Below are 16,382 nucleotides of genomic sequence, written 5' to 3'. Positions count from 1 at the left end.
AGGTCAGGTCGTGGTCAGCACCCTCTGCGGCTGCGTGCGCGCCTGCCGCATCTGTGGCGGGCTCTGCACCTGGCTGCGTGACTGGCTGCGTGCCTGGCCGCCTGCCGGGCTCTGTGCCTGGGCCTTCATGGACCGGCGCAGGGCCACGGCATCGCCCGCTGCGGCAGGCGAGCGGCCCGTGGCGTCCAGCCGGAACACCTGCACGGTTTCCGACACGGTCTGCGCCTGGGCCTGCAAGGCCATGGCCGATGCAGCGTTCTGCTCGACCAGGGCCGCATTCTGCTGCGTGATGCTGTCCAGATGCGCCACGGCCGCATTGACCTGCGAGATGCCGCTGAGCTGCTCGCTGGAGGCGCTGTGGATCTCGCCGATCAGCAGGCTCACGCGCCGCACCAGATCCAGCGATTCGATCATGGTCTTCTGCGCCACCTCGGTCCTCTGGTTGCCGTCCAGCACCTTGGCGGCGGAGTCGTCGATGAGCTCGCGGATCTCCTTGGCCGCCGCCAGCGTGCGCTGCGAGAGGCTGCGCACCTCGGCCGCCACGACCGCAAAGCCCCGGCCCTGGTCGCCTGCGCGCGCGGCCTCCACCGCAGCGTTCAGCGCCAGGATATTGGTCTGGAAGGCGATGGAGTCGATGAGCTGCGTGATCTCGCCGATGCGCCCCGACGCGGCCTGGATCTGCTTCATGGTGGCGGCCACGCCATCGACGGCGCCGCTGCTGCGTTCGGCCACCTCGCTGGCCTGGGCGGCCAGGTCCGTGGCCTGGCGGGCCGAGTCCGCCGTGTGCTTGACGGTGCCCGTGATCTCCTCCATGGAGGCCGCCGTCTGCTGCAGGTTGCCCGCCTGGGTTTCGGTGCGCGCGGACAGGTCATGGTTGCCCTGCGCGATTTCCCGGCTGGAGATCTGCATCTTGTCGCTTTCCTCGCGCGCATCGCGCACGATGGACAGCAGGTTCACGTTGAGCTGGCTCAGCGCCTTCTGCAGATCGCCCACCACGTCCTTGCGCGTGATGCGTATGGTCTGCGTCAGGTCGCCGGCCGCCAGGCGGTTGGCCAGCAGCACCATCTGCGCCAGCGGCGCCACGGTCAGCCGGTAGGCCCAGGCCCCGGCCAGGCCCGTGAAGATGCAGACCGCCAGCCAGGCCAGCGCAGACCATGCGTCCAGCGTATGCCCGCCCGCCAGCGCCGCGCCAAAGGCCGCCGCCACCACCATGAAGAAGATCAGCACCAGCTTGCCGGCCAGGCCCAGGCTCAATGCGTTGGCCAGGCGGCCGCGCAGGTTGTTGCGCAGCAGGTGGCCGGCACGCAGCACGTGCACCCGGCGCCCGGCGTCCTTTTCTGCGCGCATGGTGGCGTAGAGGCGCTCGGCCGCATCGGTCTGCTCGCGCGTGGCCTCGGTGCGCACCGACATGTAGCCCGAGGGCCGGTCGCCATCCATCAGCGGGGTGACATTGGCCATGACCCAGTAGAAGTCGCCGTTCTTGCGCCGGTTCTTCACGGGGGCGGACCAGGGCAGGCCCGCCGAGATGGTCTCCCACATGTCGCGGAAGGCTTCCTCGGGCATGTCGGGGTGGCGGATCATGTTGTGGGGCTGGCCCAGCAGGTCTTCGCGCTCGTAGCCGCTGACCTCGATGAACATCGGGTTGCAGTAGAGGATGCGGCCCTTCAGGTCCGTGGTGGAGACCAAGGTCTGGCCCTTGGGAAACGAGTACTCGCGCGTACTGACCGGCAGATTCACTCTCATAGGCATCCTCCCTTGAAGAAGAAAAATCCTGCGTGCCCCATCCGGTCCAGCGAGCCGCTGGCCGGAGTTCAAAGTTTTTACCCCGAACCGCCACATTTGAAACAAATAAAAACAAAATCTCCATTGGATTCAGACATCTGATAGGACCGTATCGATAGCACGCGCACCGCTTTGATGCATGCGGCGCACCAGCCTGGCACGGCCGCGCGGGCTCGCGTCCCCGGGCGATCAGTCGCCACAGGGCAGCAGGCCTGGCACGCAGCTTGCTAAATCCCGGGCGTGGCCATACAGGGCCGCAGGGCCAGGCGCAACGACGTGCCACGGCCCGGGACAAAGGCGTCACCCCGCGCGCAGCCATCGGCCGCGCAGCGTGGGGACGCCTTTTTTGTTTTCCGAACCGCAACGGGGGCACGATGAAAAAATCCAGGCTGGTGATGGTGGGCAACGGCATGGCCGGCGTGCGCACGCTGGAGGAGCTGCTCAAGATCGCGCCCGACCTCTACGAGATCACGGTATTCGGGGCCGAGCCCCACCCCAACTACAACCGCATCATGCTGTCGCCCGTGCTGGCGGGCGAGCAGCAGCTGGACGAGATCATCCTCAACGACTGGTCCTGGTATGCGCAGCACGGCATCACCCTGCATGCGGGCTGCCGCGTGCACGCAGTCGACCGGGCGCGCCGCGTGGTGCACGCCGTGGACGCGGCCGGACAGCCGGTGAGCGCCGAGTACGACCGGCTGATCCTGGCCACGGGCTCGCGCCCCTTCATGCTGCCCGTGCCCGGGCGCGAGCTGGAAGGCGTGCTGGGCTACCGCGACATTGCCGACACCCAGGCCATGATCGCGGCGGCCGCCAGCCACCGCCATGCCGTGGTCATCGGCGGCGGCCTGCTGGGCCTGGAGGCCGCCAACGGACTCATGAAGCGCGGCATGGACGTTACCGTGGTGCATGCAGGCGAACGCCTGCTGGACCGCCAGCTGGACGAAACCGCCGCCGCCTTGCTGCAGGCCTCGCTGGCCGAGCGCGGCATGCGCTTTCTGATGCAGGCCCAGACCCGGGCGCTGACGGGCGACGGCCAGGGCCGCGTGGCCTGCGTGCACCTGCAGGACGGGCGCGAGGCACCGGCCTCGCTGGTGGTCATGGCCGTGGGCATCCGGCCCGAGACCACGCTGGCCGAGCAGATGCACCTGCACGTGCAGCGCGGCATCGTGGTCAGCGACACGCTGCAGACCGTGACCGACCCGCGCATCTACGCCGTGGGCGAGTGCGCGGCGCACCGGGGCGTGGCCTACGGGCTGGTGGCGCCGCTGTTCGAGCAGGGCAAGGTGCTGGCCAACCACCTGGCGGAGATGGGCATCGGCCGCTATCCGGGCTCGCAGACCTCGGCCAAGCTCAAGGTCACTGGCATCCATCTGTTCAGCGCGGGCGACTTCCGCGGCGACGAGGGCACGGAGGAAATCGTGCTCAGCGACCCCGGCGCGGGCGTGTACCGCAAGCTTGTGCTGCGCGGTGACAGGCTGGTCGGCGCCTGCCTGTATGGCGACACCGAGGACGGTGGCTGGTACTTCCGCCTGCTCCGCGATGGCGTGGCAGTGCAGGAACTGCGCGACCGCCTCATGTTCGGCGAAAGTCAAGCAGGCCAAGCCAGCAAGGCCAATCAGACCGACCCGGCCAGCGGCGCGTGACGGCGCCCGTGCCCTGCCCCTCCCCCATCCACCCCAGGCCCACCATGCAAGAAACCCGATCCACCTGCCCCTATTGCGGCGTAGGCTGCGGCGTCCTCATCGAAAGCGATGGTGCGAGCATCACGGGCGTGCGCGGCGATCCGGCGCACCCCGCCAACCACGGCCGCCTGTGCACCAAGGGCAGCACCCTGCACCTGACGGCCTCGCCCGCCCTGGCACAGCAGACGCGGCTGCTGCAGCCCGCGCTGCGTGCCACGCGCGGCGCGGCGCCCCAGGATGTGGGCTGGGATGCCGCACTGGACCTGGCCGCCGGCAGGCTGGCCTCCATCGTGCAGGAGCACGGCCCCGACGCCGTGGGCCTGTATGTGAGCGGCCAGTTGCTGACCGAGGACTACTACGTCTTCAACAAGCTGGCCAAGGGCCTGATCGGCACCAACAACATCGACACCAATTCGCGCCTGTGCATGAGCAGCGCCGTGGCCGGCTACAAGCTCACGCTGGGCGCCGACGCGCCACCGGCCTGCTACGAGGATGTGGACCATGCGGACTGCCTTTTCATCGCGGGCAGCAACGCGGCCTGGGCGCATCCCGTGCTCACGCGGCGCATCGAGCAGGCGCGTGCCGCGCGGCCGCAGATGAAGATCATCGTGGCCGACCCGCGCCGCACCGACACGGCCGGCATGGCCGACCTCTTCCTGCCGCTGCGCCCCGGCAGCGACACCCTGCTGTTCCACGGCATGCTGCACATCATGGAACTGGAAGGCTGGCTGGACCAGGCCTACATCGCACGCCACACCAGCGGCTTTGCCGACCTGCAAGCCCTGGTGCGGGAGGCCACGCCCGAGCGCGTGGGCGAGCTCTGCGGCCTGCCCCGGCACGATCTGTTCCAGGCCGCGCAATGGTTTGCGCTGGGCGGGGATGCACGCGACGGCGCCGCCCGTGGCGCCACGCTGAGCCTGTACTGCCAGGGCCTGAACCAGAGCAGCAACGGCACGGCCAAGAACGCCGCGCTGATCGGCCTGCACCTGGCCACGGGCCAGATCGGGCGCGCAGGCGCGGGGCCGTTCTCGCTCACGGGCCAGCCCAATGCCATGGGCGGGCGCGAGGTGGGCGGGCTGGCCAATCTGCTGTCGGCCCACCGCGACCTGGCCAACCCGGCCCACCGCGCCGAAGTGGCCGCACTGTGGGGCGTGGACGCCGTGCCGCACCGCCCCGGCAAGACCGCCGTGGAGATGTTCGAGGCCGCCGCCGAGGGCGAGATCCGCGCGCTGTGGATAGCCTGCACCAACCCTGCGCAAAGCATGCCCGACCAGGCCCTGGTGCGGCGCGCGCTGCAGCGGGCCGAATTCGTCATCGTGCAGGAGGCCTTTGCCACCACCGCCACCTGCGCCTACGCCGACCTGCTGCTGCCCGCCACCACCTGGGGCGAGAAGATCGGCACGGTGACCAACAGCGAAAGGCGCATCTCGCGCGTGCGCCCCGCCGTGGCCGCACCCGGCGCCGCGCGCCATGACTGGCGCATTGCCGTGGACTGCGCGCGGCGCATGGAGGCACGGCTGCGCCCGGGCCGGCCCAGCCTCTTTCCCTACGACACCGAAGACGCCGCTGCCGGCGCCCAGGCCATCTGGAACGAGCACCGCGAGAGCACGCGCGGGCGTGACCTGGACATCACCGGCCTGTCCTGGGGTCTGCTGGACGCGCAAGGCCCCCAGCAATGGCCGCTGCCCGAAGGCGCAGCCCAGGGCCGCGCACGGCTCTACGAAGACGGCCGCTTTCCCACGCCCGATGGCCGCGCACGCTTTGCCCTGCTGCCCTGGCAGCCGCTGGCCGAGCCGCCCGATGCGCACTACCCCTTCAGCCTGACCACGGGCCGGCTGCGCGACCAGTGGCACGGCATGAGCCGCACGGGCCAGCTGGGCCGCTTGTTCGGCCATGCGGCCGAGCCCTGCCTGCAAATGCACCCGCGGGACATGGCCGAGCGCGGCCTGCGCGCGGGCGACCTGGTGCAGATGAGCAGCCGGCGCGGCGCCCTGCTGGTGCCGGTGCAGCCCGATGACACGCTGACGCCCTCCCAGCTCTTCATGGCCATGCACTGGGGCGGCGAGTACCTGGGCGGCACTTCAATGGGCGGCATCAACGCCCTGACCACACCGGCCTTGTGCCCCGGCTCCAAGCAGCCCGAACTCAAGCACACGGCCGTGAAGCTGCAAAAGGCCGAACTGCCCTGGACCCTGCTGGCCATGGCCTGGCTGCCCGAGGACCGGGTGCTGGCCGTGCGCGAGCAGTTGTCCGCCCTCATGCCGCACTTCGGCTTTGCCAGCTGCGTGCCCTTCGGCAATGCCGTCCCGCTGCAGGACGCCGCCCGAGCCCGGCACGGCGTGCTGCTGCGCGCCGCCGCACATGAGGCGCCGGGCGAGGCCGTCCTCGCACGGATCGAATCCCTGCTGGGCCTGGATGCCGCCGACACCCTGCGCTACACCGACCGCCGCCGCCAGCACAGCCGCGCGCTGCGGCTGGACCGCCACAGCCTGTCCACCACGGTCGAGGCCCTGCTGCTGGCCGGCGACACGCGCGCGGGCAGCTGGCTGTCCACCCTGCTGCAGGACCAGGTGCCGGCACAGGACTATGGCCGCCTGCTGCTCATGCCCTCGGGCTCGGCGCCGCTGGCCATCCAGCCGCGTGCGCGCCAGGTCTGTACCTGCTTCGATGTGGACGAGACCGCCATCGCAGGCGCGCTTGCGCGCTGCGAGGGCAGCGACGACGCGCGCCTGGCCGCGCTGCAGGGCCGGTTGCGCTGCGGCACCAATTGCGGCTCCTGCCTGCCCGAGCTCAAGCGCCTGGTGCGCCACATACCCCTGGCGGAGAGCCAGGAGTCCGCATGAAAGAGGCGATGGAACAACGGGTTTGCATATATAGCGAAAAGTAATGAAACCTGCGGGAAAATATGCCCCCACAGGATTCCACCCACGATTGCAACGCCATGGGCATCAGCCAATACATCAAGGAAATAGGCCGCGGCGCACGCGGAGCCAAGGCGCTGGAGCGCCCGCAGGCGGCCGACCTGTTCGGCCAGGTGCTGGACGGCGGCGTCAGCGACCTGGAGATCGGGGCCTTTTGCATCGCCATGCGCATCAAGGGCGAGACCGTCGAGGAGATGAGCGGCTTCCTGGACGCCGTGCATGCGCGCGTCGCCCGTTTTCCCGCCTCGGCCAATGGCCGCCCCGTGATCGTGCTGCCCAGCTACAACGGCGCGCGCCGTCTGCCCGTGCTCACCCCCCTGCTGGCCCTGCTGCTGGCACGCGAAGGCCTGCCCGTGCTGCTGCACGGCATGCGCACCGAGGCGCGCCGCATCCTGGCCAGCGATGTGCTGCAGGCCCTGGGCATTGCGCCGCTGCCATCTCCCCAGGCCCTGGCCGGCGGCCAGGTGGCCCATATCCATACCGAACATCTGCACCCGGCCCTGGCGCGCCTGCTGTCCGTGCGCGAGGTCATCGGCCTGCGCAACCCGGGCCACAGCGTGGTCAAGCTGCTGGCGCCCTGCGACGGCCCCTCCCTGCTGGTGACGGCCTACACCCATCCCGAGTACCTGCCCATGCTGCACGGCACCTTCGGGACACTGGGCATGAATGTCCTGCTCTCGCGCGGGCTGGAAGGCGAGGTCGCGGCCGACCCGCGCCGGCTGCCGCGCTACGACGGCTTTGTGGCAGGCGCCCACCAGCTGCTGGCCGAGCAGCAAAGCGGCACCGCCTCCGACGTGCCGGGCCTGCCCGCCGAGATCGACGTGGACACCACGGCGCGCTACACCGAAGACGTGCTCGCGGGCCGGCTGCCCGTGCCGCCCGCGCTCACACGCCAGGTGGAACACATCGTCCACCTTGCCGATCAGATTCGCTGAATACCCCAGAAAAAACGGAGCCCGCCATGACGACCCCGTCCCACACCCCCGCGAACACCGCCCGGCGCGGCACCTGCACCCTGGTCGGCGCCGGCCCCGGCGACCCGGAGCTGCTGACCATCAAGGCCCTCAAGGCCATACAGGCTGCCACCGTGCTGCTGGTCGATGACCTCGTCAGCGACGCCATCGTGGCCCATGCCGCGCCCACGGCGCGCATCGTCTACGTGGGCAAGCGCGGCGGCTGCAAGAGCACGCCCCAGGCCTTCATCGAAAAGCTCATGCTGAGCGCCGTGCAGGAGGGCGAGACCGTGGTGCGCCTGAAGGGCGGCGACCCCTTCATCTTCGGGCGCGGCGGCGAAGAGGTGGAGCATCTGCGCGAAGCGGGCGTCGAGGTCCAGGTCATCAACGGCATCACGGCCGGCCTGGCCGGGCTCACCAGCCTGGGCGCCCCGCTCACGCACCGCGACCGGGCGCACGGCGTGGTCTTCATCACGGGCCACGCCAAGCCCGGCGACAGCGGCACCGACTGGCGCCAGCTGGCCGCCACCGCGCGCGATGCGCGGCTCACCCTGGTGATCTACATGGGCGTGAGCAGCGTGGAGCACATCCGCGCCGAGCTGCTCAATGGCCTGCCCGCAGCCACGCCCGTGGCCGTGATCCAGCACGCCAGCCTGCCACAACAGCGCCACGCGCTGACCACGCTGGGCGCGCTGGTGGAGTGCATTGCCGACACGGGCCTGGGCAGCCCCAGCGTCATCGTCGTTGGCGATGTGGTCCATGGCGTACGGGCAATGGCCGAACCTCAGACGCAGCTCACCGCTGCGGTTGCAGCCGCCTGAGTGCGAGATTGCTGCAATCAAAAATCTATCGATTCATAAAAGTCATTAGTTTTCATTAAAAATCCCCTGTTGGCTGCCGAAACGGCGTTTAGACCGTTTTGGCAGACCGTCAGCTCCGCCAGGCGGCGGTAGCGCCATCGGGGGATTCCATGAAAACACCAGGCCTTACTTTCACTTCCACAGCTGCGCAGATACGGCTGTCCGCATGGCGGCGCACGTGGTCGCCGCTGCTGGCCGGCTGCGCGCTTGGCATGACCCTGCTCATGCCCGGCCTGGCTGGAGGCGCCGACATGGTGCTGGCCACGCGCGTCACGGCCGGTGCAAAACCCTGGCTCACGCCCACGCACCGCCAATGGCTGCAGGCGCGCGGTCCGCTGACCGTGGGCATTTCCCTGCCCGACCATCCTCCCCTGGAAATGATCGATGGCGAGCGCTTCCAGGGCATCACGGCCGACCACCTGGGCCTGCTGTTTCCCACGCCGGTGCGCTTCAAGACCTATGGATCGCGCGTGGCCGTGCTAGATGCGCTGCGGCGCGGCGAGATCGACCTGGCCTGCGAGGGCACCGAGCTGGAGGCCGAACGCGCCGACCTGGCCCTGAGCGTGCCCTACCTGCCCAGCCAGCCCGTGCTGGTGTCGCTCTCGCATGCGCCCTTCGACGCGGAGCGCCGGGGCGCGCGGCTGGCCATGACGCCCAACCAGCTGCTGCGCTCCCAGGTTGCGGCCGCCTATCCTCTCAGCGAGCTGCTGACCTATGAAACACCCCGCCGCGCGCTGGAGGCGCTGAGCCTGGGCGAGATCGACGGCTTCGTCGGCGACACGGTCACGGTGCACTACCTGATCCAGGCCAACTACCTGCTCAACCTGCGCGTGCAGGGCTTTGCCCCCATAGAGAGCCGAGGCTTCGGCATGCTGGTGCGGCATAACGATACGCAGTTGAAGGCCTATCTGGACCAGGCCCTGCCCACCATCACCTTGCAGCATGGCGACGACATTCTGCACAGCTGGAGCGGCAGCCGCCGTCCGCTGCTGGGAAGCGACCGCGTGGCCCTGACACCCTCGGAAAAGCAGTGGCTGGATGCCCATCCCCGCATTCCCGTGGTGCTCAACAGCTCCCTGGGATCGCTGGGAAAGCTGAATGCCGACCGCCAGGCCGAGGGCATAGGACCCGACTACCTGGACCTGATCAGCCACCGCGCCGGCCTGCAGTTCGACTACGTGACCGCACGCAACTACACCGAACTCGAGGCCATTCTGGGCTCGGGCAAGGCCCTGCTCACCCCCGTCTACACCTCGCCGCCGATTGCATCGCCCGATATCAAGCTGCTGCCGCCCTACCTGCGCAGCGCGGTGGTGGTGATGGCCCGGCCCGAGGCGAATGCGGGCACACAGCGTGACAAGGGCATACACCACCTGCAGGGACTGGAGGGAAAGCGCGTGGCCATGGTGGCTGGCTTCTTCCTGGAAGACACGGTGCGCCGCGAGCATCCGCGCATACGGCTGCAGCTGTATCCCGACCTGGCCCAGGCCCTGGCCAGCGTGGCAGCCGATGACAGCGATGCCTTCGTCGGCAACGACTACGCAGCGCGCTATGCCAACGCCCAGCAATTGGGCAACCAGTTGCAGCTCACCGGCATCCTGGAGGACTACACCCGCCCCGTGAGCCTGGCCGTGCATGCCGCCGAGCCCGAGCTTCTGAGCATTCTGGAGAAGGCCCAGCTGTCCATCTCCCCCGAAGAAATGGCCGAAATCGTGCGCCTGTGGGCGCCGCGCGATAGCGGCAGCGGCACGCGCTTTTGGCGCGAGCACCGCCAGCGCCTGCTGCTGCTGCTGGCAGCGCTGGCGCTGGCCACGGCCACCTCCCTGGTCTGGGGCTTTTACCTGAGCCGCCAGATGCGCAGGACGCGCCGTGCCGAGCGGCGCGCCGAGGCCGCCAACCGGGCCAAAAGCCTGTTCCTGTCCACCACCAGCCACGAGATACGCACGCCGCTGAGCGCCATCATCGGCCTGCTGGAGCTGGCGCAGGACCGCGAAAAACTCGGCCTGCCCCACCGCGATACGCTGGCCGCGGCCCACAAGGCCTCACAGGGCATGCTGCTGCTGCTGGGCAATGTGCTGGACCTGCACCGCATCGAGTCGGGCCACATCGACTCCACGCCCCAGCCCGTGGCGCTGCGGCCGCTGATCGAAGACATGGCCCCGCTGCTGCAGGGCCTGGCGCACGGCAAGCGGCTGTCGCTGCGCACCCAGGTTGGCAAGGGCGTGGACCACAGCGTGACGGCCGACCCGCTGCACCTCAAGCAGGTGCTGTTCAACCTGCTGAGCAATGCCATCAAATTCACCGAACGCGGCAGCGTCACCCTGCGCGCGCAAGGCACCCGCCGCCATGACCGCCTGCTGCTGCAGATGGAGGTGGAGGACACCGGCATCGGCATTGCGCCGCAGGACCAGGCCCGGCTGTTCAAGCCCTTTTCGCAGGTGCCGGGGGCCCATCAGGACCAGGCCTTCGGCAGCGGCCTGGGCCTGAGCATCACGCGCCGCCTGCTGGAGCACATGGGTGGGACCATCACCCTGGAGAGCGTGCCGGGCCGGGGCTCACGCTTCACGGTCAGGTTGAGCCTGCCGCTGGTGGAGCCGGACGATAGGCCGTCGGCCGAAGAGGTATTGCCCCGGATCATGCCCGCGCCCCTGGAGCTGCGTGCAAAGGCCGATACAGGCACCGAGCCCCCGCCCGAAGTCCCAGCCGAGCCTGAACTCAGAATCCTGGCCGTGGAAGACTATCTGTTCAATCGCGAGCTGCTCAAGAGCCAGTTCACCGCGCTGGGCCACGGCATCTCGCTGGCCGGCGATGGGCAGGAGGCCTGGGCGCGTTGCCTGGTCGAGTCCTTTGATCTCATCATCACCGACGGCCGCATGCCGATCATGGACGGCTTCGAGTTCATCCGGCGTCTGCGTCGGCGGGAAGCCGAAAACCAGCTGCGCCGCTGCCGCGTGATTGCGCTGACCGCCAGTCCCGAGGCCTCCGAGGCCCTGCGCTACCTGCAGGCCGGTGCCGACGAGGTGCTGTCCAAGCCGGCTTCCATGGAAGACCTCAGGCGCGTCATTGAGCAGGTGCGGGACGAGTTGCAGGGCAGCGCGCCCGGCACCTGGCATCGGCCACCCGCCGCACCCTCCACGCTCAGCCCGGCTTGACCGAACTGCTGGCCGTCACGCGGCTTTGCTCGAAGCGCTGGGCCAGCTCGCGGCGCAGGTCCTTGCGGATCAGCGCAGCCTGCCAGCGGCGCTTTTCCTCGTCGGTGGCCGGCACCAGCGTGGGCACGGGCGCAGGCTGCTTGTTCTCGTCCACCGCCACCATGGTGAAAAAGCAGCTGTTGACATGGCGCACCACCTGGGTGCGGATGTCCTCGGCCACCACCTTGATGCCGATCTCCATCGACGACTTGCCCGTGTGGTTGACGCTGGCCAGGAAGGTCACCAGCTCGCCCACGTGGATGGGCTGCAGGAACATCACCTGGTCCACGCTCAGCGTGACCACATAGCGGCCCGCGTAGCGGCTGGCGCAGGCATAGGCCACCTGGTCGAGCTGCTTGAGAACGGCGCCGCCATGGACGTTGCCCGAAAAGTTCGCCATGTCGGGCGACATGAGCACGGTCATGCTCAGCTGGTGCGATGGGAAATTCATCACGGGATTTTAGGTCCCCCTGAGTCGCTGCGCGCCTTCCCCCAGAGGGGGACGACACCCTCGGTGCGGGGCGGCCCTTCCTCGGTGTCCCTGGCTTCAGGACACGCCAGTTTCACAGGGCACGCGAAGGGCTGGCACAAGTGCGCGAGAATGGGCGCCCTTTTGCCCCCCGAGTGACGTTTTTGTGACCTCTTCCCTCTCTTTCGACGCCATCGTCATCGGCGCCGGCGCGGCCGGTCTGTTCTGTGCGGCCCAGGCCGGACAGCGGGGCCTGTCGGTGCTGCTCCTGGACCACGCGGAGAAGGTGGCCGAGAAGATCCGCATCTCGGGCGGCGGCCGTTGCAACTTCACCAACCGCGATCTGGACGTGCGTGCGCCGCACAAGCACTTCGTGGGCGGCAACCCGCAGTTCTGCCGCTCGGCCCTGTCGCGCTACACGCCGGCCGACTTCATCGCGCTGATGGACAGGCACGGCATTGCCTACCATGAAAAGCACAAGGGCCAGCTGTTCGCCGACCGCTCGGCCGAGGACATCATCGCCATGCTGCTGGCCGAATGCCAGGCCGGCGGCGTGCAGCGCTGGCAGCCCTGCAAGGTCGATTCCGTCGCGCATGCCGGTGGCCAGTACCGCCTGCAGACCAGCCGTGGCGCCGTGCAGGCGCCCAGCCTGGTCATCGCCACGGGCGGGCTGTCCATTCCCAAGATCGGCGCCACCGACTTCGGCTACCGCCTGGCCCAGCAGTTCGACCTGCCCCTGGTCGAGCGCACACCGGGCCTGGTGCCGCTGACCTTCGATGGCGACGCCTGGGCCCCCTACGCCCAGCTCGCCGGCCTGGCCCTTCCGGTCGAGATCAGCACCGGCAGCAAGAAGGAACGCATGGCCTTCCTGGAAGACCTGCTGTTCACGCACCGCGGCCTGTCCGGCCCCGCCGTGCTGCAGATCTCGAGCTACTGGAAGCCCGGCACGCCCCTGTGCATCAACCTCGCCCCCGAGGTGGACCTGCAGGACGAATTGCTCAAGGCCAAGTCGCGCTCCCGCAAGCTCATCGCCAACGAACTGGCGCAGTGGCTGCCCTCGCGCCTGGCCGATGCCTGGGTGCAGCAGGACGCGGCCTGGCAGCGCCCCATTGCCGAAGCCTCGGACAAGGCCCTGAACCAGCTGGCCGAGCGCCTGTCGCGCTGGGAGATCGTGCCCACCGGCACCGAAGGCTACAAGAAGGCCGAAGTGACGCTGGGCGGCGTGGACACGCGTGCGCTTTCGCAACAGACCATGGAATGCAAGACCCAGCCCGGCCTGTACTGCATCGGCGAAGTGGTGGACATCACCGGCTGGCTGGGCGGATACAACTTCCAATGGGCCTGGGCCAGCGGGTATGCCTGCGCGCAGGCCTTGCCTTGTACGTGATTTGTCAGATCGCTTTCGTCTCGCGTATAATCGCCCGCTTTGCTGGCAATTGCCCCGTCGGCCAATACTAGTTAACTATTGACGGGGACCAACCGCTGAACATGGCTCTCAGGCCCGATCTTCCCGAGAACCCGCTGTCAGCACAGATATCTGGAAATCTAGCTAATGACCACCATCCGCGTAAAAGAAAACGAGCCCTATGAAGTTGCCCTGCGCCGCTTCAAGCGCACCATCGAAAAGCTCGGCCTGCTGACCGACCTGCGCGCTCGCGAGTTCTACGAGAAGCCCACATCCGAACGCAAGCGCAAGAAGGCTGCCGCCGTCAAGCGTCACTACAAGCGCGTTCGCAGCATGCAGCTGCCCAAGAAGCTGTACTGATCAGCCCTTGACCAGCCGGCTCTCGTCAGCCGCAAAACCCGCGCTCGGGACGCCAGGCGCGGGTTTTTTGTTTTTGTTTTTTGGTTTTTGTTTTCCGACGCCACTACCTCAGGAGAAATGCCATGAGCCTCAAGGCCCAGATCACCGAAGACATGAAGACCGCCATGCGCGCCAAGGACAGCGAACGCCTGGGCACCATCCGCCTGCTGCTGGCCGCGATGAAGCAAAAGGAAGTCGATGAGCGCGTCGAGCTCGACGACGCCGCCGTCATCGCCATCGTGGACAAGCTGATCAAGCAGCGCAAGGACAGCATTGCCGCCTTCGAGGGCGCGGGCCGCCAGGACCTGGCCGACAAGGAAAAGGCCGAAATGGCTGTGCTGACCGCCTACCTGCCCGCACGCATGTCGGCCGAGGAAGTGGCCACCGCCGTGAAGGCCATCGTGGCCGAGCTGGGCGCCTCCGGCCCCGGCGACATGGGCAAGGTCATGGGCGCGGTCAAGGCGCAACTGGCTGGCAAGGCCGACATGGGCCAGGTGTCCGCTGCCGTCAAGGCCGCCCTGGCAGGTTGAGCCTGCTGCGGCAGCCGCGCCCTTTTCAGGACGCTGCTGCCGCCCATTCCTGCTGAAAGTGCTCCTGCAGGAATTCGACACAGACACGCACCTTGGCCGACAGCTGCAGCCGCGTCGGATAGACCGCCCAGACATTGGCCTCCTGCCGCCATTCGGGCAACAGCTGCACCAGGCGCCCGGCCTGCAGATGGGCACCCACATCCCATAGCGAGCGCAGCGCAATGCCGCGCCCGTCCACGGCCCACTGCACCACCATCTCGCCGTTGTTGGCCGACAGCGGCCCCGTGACCTTCACCGATTGCTCGGCGGCGCCCGCGCGCAGCCGCCACACGCCAAAGGCCTGGTCGCGCTCCTTGATGGCCAGGCAGTCGTGGGTCGACAGCTCGGCCGGCGTGCGCGGCGTGCCACGGCGCGCCAGGTAGGCAGGCGCCGCGCACAGCACGCGGTGGTTGTCGGCCAGCCGCCGCGCAATCAGGTGGGGAGCGATCTCGTCGCCCACGCGCACATCCAGATCGAAGCCCTCCCCCGCCACATCCACCAGCCGGTCGAACACATCCAGCCGTACCTGCAGCCCCGGATGGCGCTCCACCAGCCGGGACAGCGCCGGCGCGATCACATGCCGCCCGAAGCCGAAGCTGCTGCTCACGCGCAGCAGGCCGCGCGGCTCGCTGCGCGTGATGGCCACCTCCTGCATCAGCTGGTCCATGTCGTCGAGGATGCGCTGCGCCCAGTGGAATACGCGCTCGCCCTCCTCGGTCACGGCCACTCGGCGCGTGGTGCGGTGCAGCAGCTTCACGCCCAACTCCTGCTCCAGCAGGCGGATGCGCTTGCTCACATAGGCGGGCGATGCACCCAATTCCTCGGCCGCAGCGGCAAAGCCGGATTTGCGGGCCACCACGGTGAAGACACGCAGGTCTTCGGGAGCCGGTTGTTTATTCACGATCTGTAAACAATGGAACCACAGTTGGCCGATTGTATTTAGCCCTGGCGCAGCCAACAATGCCATGCATGCGGCCAGGCTGTCAGCGGCGCCGCTTCATATCCATCCATTCGATCCAAGGACAGACACCATGCAAGACACATTCAAGATCGCCGTCATCGCCGGTGACGGCATTGGCAAGGAAGTCATGCCCGAAGGCCTGCGCACGCTGGAGGCCGCCGCCAGCCGCTTTGCGATCAAGCTCGAATTCCACCATTTCGACTGGGCCCACTGCGACTACTACCTGGCCCACGGAAAAATGATGCCCGACGACTGGAAGGCGCAGCTCTCCGGCATGGACGCCATCTTCTTCGGCGCCGTGGGCTGGCCCGCCACCGTGCCCGACCATGTCTCGCTGTGGGGCTCGCTGCTCAAGTTCCGCCGCGAGTTCGACCAGTACATCAACCTGCGCCCCGTGCGCCTGTTCGAGGGCGTGCCCTGCCCGCTGGCCGGCCGCAAGCCCGGCGACATCGACTACTACGTGGTGCGCGAGAACACCGAAGGCGAGTACACCTCGCTGGGCGGCATCATGTACGAGGGCACGGACCGCGAAATCGTGATCCAGGAATCGGTCTACTCGCGCAAGGGTGCCGAGCGCCTGCTCAAGTACGCCTTCGACCTGGCCCAAAGCCGCGAGCGCAAGCACGTCACCCTGGCCACCAAGAGCAACGGCATCGCCATCAGCATGCCCTGGTGGGACCAGCGCGCCGAGGACGTGGCCAAGGCCTACCCGGAAGTCACGCTGGACAAGCAGCACATCGATATCCTGACCGCGCGCTTCGTGCTGCAGCCGGGCCGCTTCGACGTGGTGGCCGCCACCAACCTGTTCGGCGACATCCTCAGCGACCTGGGCCCGGCCACCACGGGCACCATCGGCCTGGCCCCCTCGGCCAACCTCAATCCCGACCGCAGCTTCCCCAGCCTGTTCGAGCCCGTGCACGGCTCGGCGCCCGACATCTACGGCAAGAACATCGCCAACCCCATCGCCATGGTCTGGTCGGCGGCGCTGATGCTGGACTTCCTGACCCACGGCCAGGGCGCAGGCCGCGCAGCCCATGACGCCATCGTCTCGGCCATCGAGGAAGTCATCAGGAGCGGCCCGCGCACGCCCGACCTGGGCGGCACGGCCAGCACCACCGAGGTGGGCCAGGCCATCGCCCGGCGCATCGCTGCCGCCTGAGGCGCCACGCCGGGGTTCTCATGCCGCC

At 68.4% G+C, this 16,382-nt stretch carries 12 protein-coding genes; 9 read left to right on the top strand and 3 right to left on the bottom strand.

The window, feature by feature from the left end; genetic code table 11:
- Positions 1-3 precede the first annotated feature (3 nt).
- Positions 4-1,743, bottom strand: coding sequence for a PAS domain-containing methyl-accepting chemotaxis protein (locus KDK82_RS28420; RefSeq protein WP_088166842.1), 1,740 nt, complete (start codon positions 1,741-1,743; stop codon positions 4-6).
- Positions 1,744-2,156: 413 nt separating this feature from the next.
- Here KDK82_RS28420 and KDK82_RS28415 point away from each other — a divergent pair, with 413 nt between their 5' ends.
- The 5 genes from KDK82_RS28415 (at position 2,157) to KDK82_RS28395 (ending at position 11,353) form a co-directional block, all read left to right on the top strand.
- Entirely contained in the window at positions 2,157-3,428 is a 1,272-nt protein-coding gene (locus KDK82_RS28415; protein WP_088166841.1) for an NAD(P)/FAD-dependent oxidoreductase, read from the top strand.
- A 44-nt stretch (positions 3,429-3,472) separates the two neighbouring features.
- On the top strand, positions 3,473-6,310 hold the full coding sequence (locus tag KDK82_RS28410) for a nitrate reductase (protein WP_088166840.1): 2,838 nt from the start codon (positions 3,473-3,475) through the stop codon (positions 6,308-6,310).
- A gap of 98 nt (positions 6,311-6,408) precedes the next feature.
- On the top strand, positions 6,409-7,323 hold the full coding sequence (gene ybiB / locus KDK82_RS28405) for a DNA-binding protein YbiB (RefSeq protein WP_088166839.1): 915 nt from the start codon (positions 6,409-6,411) through the stop codon (positions 7,321-7,323).
- A gap of 26 nt (positions 7,324-7,349) precedes the next feature.
- Entirely contained in the window at positions 7,350-8,162 is an 813-nt protein-coding gene (gene cobA, locus KDK82_RS28400; protein ID WP_013803477.1) for a uroporphyrinogen-III C-methyltransferase, read from the top strand.
- A gap of 251 nt (positions 8,163-8,413) precedes the next feature.
- Positions 8,414-11,353, top strand: a complete 2,940-nt coding sequence (locus KDK82_RS28395) for a transporter substrate-binding domain-containing protein (RefSeq protein ID WP_088166838.1) — start codon at positions 8,414-8,416, stop codon at positions 11,351-11,353.
- Here the strand turns inward: KDK82_RS28395 and KDK82_RS28390 are convergent.
- Complete coding sequence (locus KDK82_RS28390; RefSeq protein WP_013803479.1) at positions 11,340-11,843, bottom strand: acyl-CoA thioesterase; 504 nt, start codon at positions 11,841-11,843, stop codon at positions 11,340-11,342. The genes KDK82_RS28395 and KDK82_RS28390 overlap by 14 nt on opposite strands.
- 184 nt (positions 11,844-12,027) lie before the next feature.
- On the opposite strand from KDK82_RS28390, the gene KDK82_RS28385 reads away from it, so the two are divergent.
- The 3 genes from KDK82_RS28385 (at position 12,028) to KDK82_RS28375 (ending at position 14,195) form a co-directional block, all read left to right on the top strand.
- Positions 12,028-13,248, top strand: a complete 1,221-nt coding sequence (locus KDK82_RS28385) for an NAD(P)/FAD-dependent oxidoreductase (RefSeq protein WP_088166837.1) — start codon at positions 12,028-12,030, stop codon at positions 13,246-13,248.
- Positions 13,249-13,413: 165 nt separating this feature from the next.
- On the top strand, positions 13,414-13,626 hold the full coding sequence (rpsU, locus tag KDK82_RS28380) for a 30S ribosomal protein S21 (RefSeq protein WP_012204283.1): 213 nt from the start codon (positions 13,414-13,416) through the stop codon (positions 13,624-13,626).
- Between the two features lie 122 nt (positions 13,627-13,748).
- Positions 13,749-14,195 carry a GatB/YqeY domain-containing protein gene (locus tag KDK82_RS28375; protein WP_012204282.1) on the top strand — a complete coding sequence of 149 codons (447 nt, stop codon included), beginning with the start codon at positions 13,749-13,751 and terminating at the stop codon, positions 14,193-14,195.
- Between the two features lie 25 nt (positions 14,196-14,220).
- On the opposite strand, the gene KDK82_RS28370 is transcribed toward KDK82_RS28375, so the two are convergent.
- On the bottom strand, positions 14,221-15,135 hold the full coding sequence (locus KDK82_RS28370) for a LysR substrate-binding domain-containing protein (protein WP_179217987.1): 915 nt from the start codon (positions 15,133-15,135) through the stop codon (positions 14,221-14,223).
- 130 nt (positions 15,136-15,265) lie between these two features.
- Here KDK82_RS28370 and KDK82_RS28365 point away from each other — a divergent pair, with 130 nt between their 5' ends.
- Complete coding sequence (locus KDK82_RS28365) at positions 15,266-16,354, top strand: tartrate dehydrogenase (RefSeq protein WP_016449730.1); 1,089 nt, start codon at positions 15,266-15,268, stop codon at positions 16,352-16,354.
- Positions 16,355-16,382: the final 28 nt, after the last annotated feature.

Origin of the sequence: Delftia sp. K82 (assembly GCF_002193035.1) — a bacterium.
Classification (GTDB): domain Bacteria; phylum Pseudomonadota; class Gammaproteobacteria; order Burkholderiales; family Burkholderiaceae_C; genus Comamonas; species Comamonas acidovorans.
The sequence above is the reverse complement of the archived record's forward strand: the minus strand, read 5'-3'. Positions and strand labels throughout refer to the sequence as shown.

Bases quoted from the DNA above. Each gene is read 5' to 3' on its own strand.
- KDK82_RS28420 (WP_088166842.1), bottom strand. From the start codon at position 1,743: ATGAGAGTGAATCTGCCGGTCAGTACGCGCGAGTACTCGTTTCCCAAG.
- KDK82_RS28415 (WP_088166841.1), top strand. From the start codon at position 2,157: ATGAAAAAATCCAGGCTGGTGATGGTGGGCAACGGCATGGCCGGCGTG.
- KDK82_RS28410 (WP_088166840.1), top strand. From the start codon at position 3,473: ATGCAAGAAACCCGATCCACCTGCCCCTATTGCGGCGTAGGCTGCGGC.
- ybiB (WP_088166839.1), top strand. From the start codon at position 6,409: ATGGGCATCAGCCAATACATCAAGGAAATAGGCCGCGGCGCACGCGGA.
- cobA (WP_013803477.1), top strand. From the start codon at position 7,350: ATGACGACCCCGTCCCACACCCCCGCGAACACCGCCCGGCGCGGCACC.
- KDK82_RS28395 (WP_088166838.1), top strand. From the start codon at position 8,414: ATGACCCTGCTCATGCCCGGCCTGGCTGGAGGCGCCGACATGGTGCTG.
- KDK82_RS28390 (WP_013803479.1), bottom strand. From the start codon at position 11,843: ATGAATTTCCCATCGCACCAGCTGAGCATGACCGTGCTCATGTCGCCC.
- rpsU (WP_012204283.1), top strand. From the start codon at position 13,414: ATGACCACCATCCGCGTAAAAGAAAACGAGCCCTATGAAGTTGCCCTG.
- KDK82_RS28375 (WP_012204282.1), top strand. From the start codon at position 13,749: ATGAGCCTCAAGGCCCAGATCACCGAAGACATGAAGACCGCCATGCGC.
- KDK82_RS28365 (WP_016449730.1), top strand. From the start codon at position 15,266: ATGCAAGACACATTCAAGATCGCCGTCATCGCCGGTGACGGCATTGGC.